The 6,403-nt window shown below is 54.9% G+C and carries 7 protein-coding genes; 4 read left to right on the top strand and 3 right to left on the bottom strand.

From position 1 onward, the window contains the following. Positions 1-201: 201 nt before the first annotated feature. From purD to C4542_07940, 4 genes are read left to right on the top strand one after another with little or no spacing between them, the layout of a single operon-like run. The gene (gene purD, locus C4542_07925; GenBank protein RJO60916.1) at positions 202-1,458 is read left to right on the top strand and encodes a phosphoribosylamine--glycine ligase; all 1,257 of its coding nucleotides are present in this window, start codon (positions 202-204) and stop codon (positions 1,456-1,458) included. 19 nt (positions 1,459-1,477) lie between these two features. Beyond that, the gene (purE, locus tag C4542_07930; protein ID RJO60917.1) at positions 1,478-1,936 is read left to right on the top strand and encodes a 5-(carboxyamino)imidazole ribonucleotide mutase; all 459 of its coding nucleotides are present in this window, start codon (positions 1,478-1,480) and stop codon (positions 1,934-1,936) included. Between the two features lie 12 nt (positions 1,937-1,948). Further along, positions 1,949-3,304: an adenylosuccinate lyase gene (locus tag C4542_07935; GenBank protein ID RJO60918.1), complete on the top strand. Its 1,356-nt coding sequence runs from the start codon at positions 1,949-1,951 to the stop codon at positions 3,302-3,304. A 1-nt stretch (position 3,305) separates the two neighbouring features. Further along, the gene (locus C4542_07940) at positions 3,306-4,223 is read left to right on the top strand and encodes a phosphoribosylaminoimidazolesuccinocarboxamide synthase (protein RJO60919.1); all 918 of its coding nucleotides are present in this window, start codon (positions 3,306-3,308) and stop codon (positions 4,221-4,223) included. 30 nt (positions 4,224-4,253) lie between these two features. Here C4542_07940 and hisB read toward each other — a convergent pair whose 3' ends face one another. From hisB to C4542_07955, 3 genes are read right to left on the bottom strand one after another with little or no spacing between them, the layout of a single operon-like run. Then, entirely contained in the window at positions 4,254-4,844 is a 591-nt protein-coding gene (gene hisB, locus C4542_07945; GenBank protein ID RJO60920.1) for an imidazoleglycerol-phosphate dehydratase HisB, read from the bottom strand. Positions 4,845-4,847: 3 nt separating this feature from the next. After that, a complete protein-coding gene (gene hisC / locus C4542_07950) occupies positions 4,848-5,945 on the bottom strand; it encodes a histidinol-phosphate transaminase (protein RJO60921.1) in 1,098 nt (365 codons plus the stop codon). Between the two features lie 20 nt (positions 5,946-5,965). Next, a complete protein-coding gene (locus tag C4542_07955; protein RJO60922.1) occupies positions 5,966-6,388 on the bottom strand; it encodes a hypothetical protein in 423 nt (140 codons plus the stop codon). Positions 6,389-6,403: the final 15 nt, after the last annotated feature.

Genomic DNA, 6,403 nt, shown 5'->3' on the forward strand with positions numbered 1-6,403 from the left:
TTCTCTCCCACGCGGGAGAGATAAGAGTGAGGGAGTAGTCATTAAATCTAGAGTCTCACCCTCACCTGTATCCTCTCCCCCCGTCGAGGGAGAGGAGTAATTTTTTAGGCCTCTGGCGAGGGAATTAACAACAATTAATTTTTCTACTCGCCCCTTCCATTTTGGGGGTAACTTAATGATAAAATTAGGTAAGAGCAAATTATGAAAATTTTGGTAATCGGCAGCGGCGCCAGGGAACATGCCATCGTCTGGAAGTTGTTACAGAGCCGCAATATAGAGAGAATTTTCGTTGCGCCGGGTAATGCCGGCACCGCGCAGATCGCCAGCAACCTCCAGATTAATGCTACGGACATCATCTCTCTCATCGCAGCAGCGCACCAGAACAAAGTGGATTTCACCTTCGTGGGGCCCGAGACGCCGCTGGCGGATGGCATCGTGGACGAGTTTCAGAAAGCTGGACTCCCCATCTTCGGCCCCAGCAGTGCCTCCGCCAGAATAGAGGCCAGCAAGATCTTTTCCAAGGACTTGATGCACAGATACGGCGTACCCACATCGCAGAGCCGCAGTTTCTCATCCTTCGATGAAGCCTCAGTTTACATGAAACAGCAAACGCCGCCCATCGTCCTCAAGGCCGACGGGCTGGCCGCCGGCAAGGGAGTAGTTATCGCGCAAAGCGTGGAAGAAGCTCTCTCTTCACTCAAATCCATGATGCAGGATAAGGCTTTCGGGGTTGCGGGGGAAAAGGTAGTCGTCGAGGAGTATCTTACGGGCCGCGAGATGAGCGTTTTTGTTTTCACCGATGGCAAAACCCTTTCTCCTCCTGTAACTGCCTGCGACTACAAGCGCGTGTTCGACGGCAACCAGGGGCCCAACACCGGCGGCATGGGCAGCTTCTCGCCGCCCGATTTCTATACCGAAGAGCTTGGGGAGCGGGCCATGCGCGAAATCATGCGTCCCACCATCAAGGCACTGGCCGCAGAGGGAGCTCCCTACTCAGGAGTGCTTTACGGCGGTCTGATGATTACCTCAAATGGCACGAAGACCATCGAGTTCAACTGCCGCCTGGGAGACCCGGAAACTCAGGTCATCCTGCCGCGTTTGGAAACAGACCTGACCGAAATCGCCCTGGCCGTTGTTGAGAAGAAACTGGACCGACAGAAAATCCAGTGGAGTAAAAAAACCTGCGTCGGCGTGGTGATGGCCTCGGGGGGTTATCCGGGGCATTACGAGACGGGCTTCCCCATTAACGGGCTGGAGAACGTGGACCCGAATGTCATGGTTTTTCACGCCGGGACAAAGCTTGATTCATCAGGCCGTGTGGTAACCGCCGGAGGGCGCGTGCTGACGGTCGTCGCCACGGGCGAGACGCTAGCTCAGGCCCGCCAAAAAGTTTATAATAATATTTCGCGCATTGATTTTAAGGGCGCGCATTACCGCAAGGACATCGCAGCTTTTTAATTCTGACGCGAGGTGAATTATGCCATTAGTAGCCGTGGTCATGGGTTCCAAATCAGACAGCGAGGCCGTACAGCCATGCCTGGACACACTTACAAAACTGGGCATCGAGTACGAGGTGAACGTCATATCGGCGCACCGCACGCCTGAAAAGGCACGCCAGTTCGGCCAGGAGGCCCGAGGGCGCGGCATAGAAGTCATCATCGCCGCCGCCGGAGGCGCGGCCCACCTGCCCGGCGTGCTGGCTAGCTGGACGACGCTGCCCGTTATAGGCGTGCCCATCGCATCGAGCGAGCTCAAGGGTGTGGACGCCCTCTACGCCATCGTGCAGATGCCAGCGGGAATTCCGGTGGCCGCCGTGGCTATCGGTGGTGCCGGAGCCAAAAACGCGGCCTTTCTGGCAGCGGAGATACTGGGGCTGAAACACGATAACATTCGCCTGACTTATGATAAGTACCGCCAGGAATTGTCCGCGGGATAAAGAGAGGCCGAGATGATAGAACGCTACAGCCGTCCCGAGATGAAACGGATTTGGTCCGACGAGAACAAATATAGCAAGTGGCTGGACGTAGAGATCGCCGTATGCGACGCCTGGACTGAGTTAGGCCGTATACCTCGCGCTTCACTTCCCAAAATAAAGATGGCGCGTTGCAACCAGAAGCGCATGCTGGAGATACTGGCCGAGACGCACCACGACATGACCGCTTTCCTGGGGGCCGTATCCGAAAGCATCGGGCCGGAGGCACGCTTCATCCATCTCGGACTCACCTCCAACGACATTATGGACACGGCGCTCTCTTTACAACTGGTGGAAGCTTCAAAAATTCTCAGCCAGGATATGAAAGACCTGGTGGCGGCTCTGGCCGTTATGGCCATCAAGCACAAATACACACTTATGATAGGCCGCACCCACGGCATACACGCCGAACCGACCACCTTTGGCCTCAAACTGGCCCTGTGGATGGAAGAGATGCAGCGCAACCGCCACCGCCTGGACGAAGCGGCCAAAGTCATCGCTTTCGGCAAGATATCCGGCGCTGTGGGAACGTACGCCACTGTGCCTCCGGAGGTCGAGGAAATCGCTTGCGCCAAGCTAGGGCTGACCCCCGCGCCCATCTCCAACCAGATACTCCAAAGAGACCGCCATGCACAGTTCGTCACCACACTGGCCATCACGGCGGCCTCGCTTGAGAAGTTCGCCACCGAAATCCGCCTGCTGCAGAAAACGGAGACGCGCGAGGTCGAGGAACCCTTCCAGGAAGGGCAAACCGGCTCCTCCTCCATGCCTCACAAGCGCAATCCGGAACTGTGCGAGAGAATCTGCGGCATGGCGCGCCTCATGCGTGGCTATGCCCTGACCTCAATGGAAGACGTGGCCTTATGGCACGAGCGCGACATAAGCCACTCGTCCGCCGAGCGCGTCATTTTGCCGGACGCCTGCCTGTTGCTGGACTACACGCTAACCATGTTCACTTCTATTATAAACGGCCTCAACGTCTATCCTAAAAATATGAAAAAAGACCTCGAACTTACCAAAGGCCTGGTTTTTTCGCAGAGGGTCATGCTGGCGCTTATCGACAAAGGCATCTCGCGCCAGGAGGCGTATAAATTCGTGCAGAAGAGCGCCATGGAAAGCTGGAGCAGTGGCAAAAAGTTTTTGACTCTACTGGAAGCAGACAAAGAGCTGATGCAGCGCATCTCCAAAGAAGAGCTTGAGGCCATTTTCGATTATGACTTCTATCTAGCTCACGTGGACACCATTTTCAAACGTCTGGGACTCACTGAAAGTCAGTGGAAAAACAAGATGACGAACGCTGCTAAAAGCAGGCTGGCACCGGGGGCGATATAACATGGACCAGCAAAAAGGCGTTCTTCTCAAGAGTGAACTCGATTTACCGACCTTCATAAACGGCAAGGTGCGCGACACGTATGAACTGGGGGAGCATCTGCTCATCGTGGCCACCGACCGCATCTCGGCTTTCGATGTCGTGCTGCCTGCCGGGATTCCAAATAAGGGTAAGGTGCTCAACCAGCTTTCGGCCTTCTGGTTCGAGAAAACGGCTCACATCATATCGAACCACGTCGTGGAGCCGGTTACTAAAAAATCCAAACTAGAGCGCTACCTGCCGCAGGGGAGCAAGGTTAAATTCCCTGGTTATCTGGCTGGACGTTCCATGGTAGTCAAGAAGGCCCAACGACTAAGCATCGAGTGTGTCGCCAGGGGTTATCTGGCCGGTTCCGGCTGGTTGGAATACAAGAAGGAGGGCACCGTCTGCGGAATCAAGCTGCCCGCAGGGCTGGTGGAAAGTCAGGAACTGCCCGAACCTATTTTCACGCCCACCACCAAGGCCGATGCCGGTCACGATATGCCGATGACTATCTCCGAAGCACGTAAAATGTTCGGTAGCGAGCTTGCGGAGAAATTTATGGCCACCTGTCTTTCCATTTACAATTACGCAAGGGATTATGCCAGGACGCGTGGTTTTATTATCGCCGACACCAAGATGGAGTTCGGGCTCGATGGCAGTGATTTGATTCTTATCGATGAACTGCTAACGCCGGATTCGAGCCGTTTCTGGGACATCGAGCGCTACGAGGCGGGCCGTCCGCAGGACAGCTTCGACAAACAGCCGCTAAGAGATTGGCTGGAAAAATCGGGCTGGAACAAAGAGCCTCCCGCGCCCGCCTTGCCGGATGAGGTTATCGCCAGCACAGCCAAAAGATATGAGACAGCCTTCAAGAGGTTGACAGGCAAGAAGCTGGCCTAGCTCTAACTGGATTCCAATAGAATCTGGAGGCTATTTCTCCATCCACTCCTTGGTTGACGGCAACTCTCCCGCCTTGCGCTCGTCTATGCGGGTAGCCTTATCCAGCGCCTTGCCCAGCGCCTTGAAGAGGGCCTCGGCCTTGTGATGGTCGTTAGTGCCGTAAAGCGTGCGCGCGTGCAGGTTCATGCGCGCTTCGCTGGCCAACGTTTCCAGAAAATGACGTATCAGGTCGCTGGGGAACCCCATCATGTCGTTTTCGGCGAAAGACATGTCCAGCACGGCATAGCCCCTCCCGCTTATGTCCACCGCAACCATCGATAGGGCATCGTCCATAGGCACAGTTGAATCCGCCATGCGCACGATACCGCGTCGCTCGCCTAGCGCCTCTAAGAAGGCCTGACCCAGGCAGATAGCCACATCTTCAACTAGATGGTGCGCGTCATCCCCGGTGGCCGAAACGCTGATATCGAAAGCCCCGTGTCTGGCGAGTTGCGACAGCAGATGATCGAACATGCGTATGCCAGTCACGGTTTCATAACGGCCAGTACCGTCCAAGTTGAGTTTGAGATTAACGCTGGTCTCTTTGGTTTCGCGCTTGATAGTGGCTGAGCGATTCGACATGTTTTACCTCCCGATTTCTTTAAGAGCTTTAAGCAAGATATCGTCTTCTTCCGGTTTGCCTACGCTGAAACGCAGACAATTCTTAAGTCGCGGTTCGGCATAGTAACGTACGAGCACGCCCCTATTTTCCAGTGTCTGCTGTACGTCTTTGGCATTACCTTCGAGCAGGTCACACAGAATAAAATTGGATTTTGACGGATAGGGTTTGAGCCATTTGAGTTCTTCAAACCGCTTGTACAACCTCTCCCTCTCGGCGACAATCTTTTTGACATTCCCCATGAGGTAGTCCATGTCCTGGAACGACGCGCGCACCGCCGTCAGCGCCGCCACATTGACATTGTAGGGGTCGCGGATACCGTGCAAGTAATCCGCTATGCGTCGTGGGAAAACGCCGTAACCAATGCGCAGTCCGGCCAGTCCTGCCCATTTGCTGAAAGTGCGCAGCACCATCAAGTTCGGATACTCGGCCATCAGAGGAAGTGCGGTTTCACCGGTAAACTCGTAATAAGCCTCGTCAACCACCAGCGGTAAGCCAGTCTCCAATAATGCCAGTACATCTTCACGGAGAGTCATCGTCCCGGTGGGGTTGTTGGGGTTGGCCAAGAAAATGAGCTTAGATTTTGGCGTGACGGCCTTTATGATAGCTTTAACATCGATGTGAAAATTAGCGTCGCGCGGTATTTCCACAACAGTGGCGCCGTAGAGGTCGGCGTAAAAGCGGTACATGGCAAAGCTGGGCACCATATTGATAATTTCATCACCCGGTTGAGCGAACAGTTTTACCAGCAGGTCTATCAGTTGGTCGCTGCCTGCCCCCGCCACTATCTGCTCGGCGGGCATGCTCGTATATTTGGAAAGCAGTTCGCGTAGCTCGGTCTGCGCCGCATCCGGGTAGACGTGATAACCGTTAAATTCTTTCAGGGCGCGCGCCACTTTGGGCGAAGGCCCGTAGTTGTTCTCGTTGGCGTCCACCTTGACCACGCGCCCAATTGGTATGCCCAGTTTCCGCGCTATTACGTCAGTCGATTTGCAGGCTGAATAACCCCGGAAACCCGTCAGTTCGGGTCGGACAAAACGCTCGATTCCCTTTTCTTTATCCATAATTTTCTCGCTTATGCCGCCTACACTTTGTCACTCCCAGACTCTGCCGCCCTGGCGTGGGCCGTCAGCCCTTCTGATGTCGCCAGAGTGGCGGCCACCGGGCCGTACTTTTTCATCATGGTTTTATCCACTGTTATCAGGTTCATCAGACGCACGAAATCGGTGGCATTGAGCGGGGAAGCGAAGCGTGCCGTGCCGCTGGTGGGCAGGGCGTGGCTGGGCCCGGCGACGTAGTCCCCCATGACGACAGTGGGATGGTCTCCCACGAAGACGCATCCAGCGTTGTGGATTTTATCGATAATATCCTTATAGCGTTTCACATATAGACAAAGATGTTCGGGGGCATAGCGGTTGGCCAGTTCGACGGCCTGCTCCATGCTTTCAACTACGCACACTATACCGCGAGCGGCTAAAGACTCTTCAACGATGGCTTTGCGCGACAACGTTTTGGCTTGAGT

This window comes from Dehalococcoidia bacterium, from assembly GCA_003597995.1.
Lineage (GTDB): Bacteria > Chloroflexota > Dehalococcoidia > Dehalococcoidales > UBA1222 > SURF-27.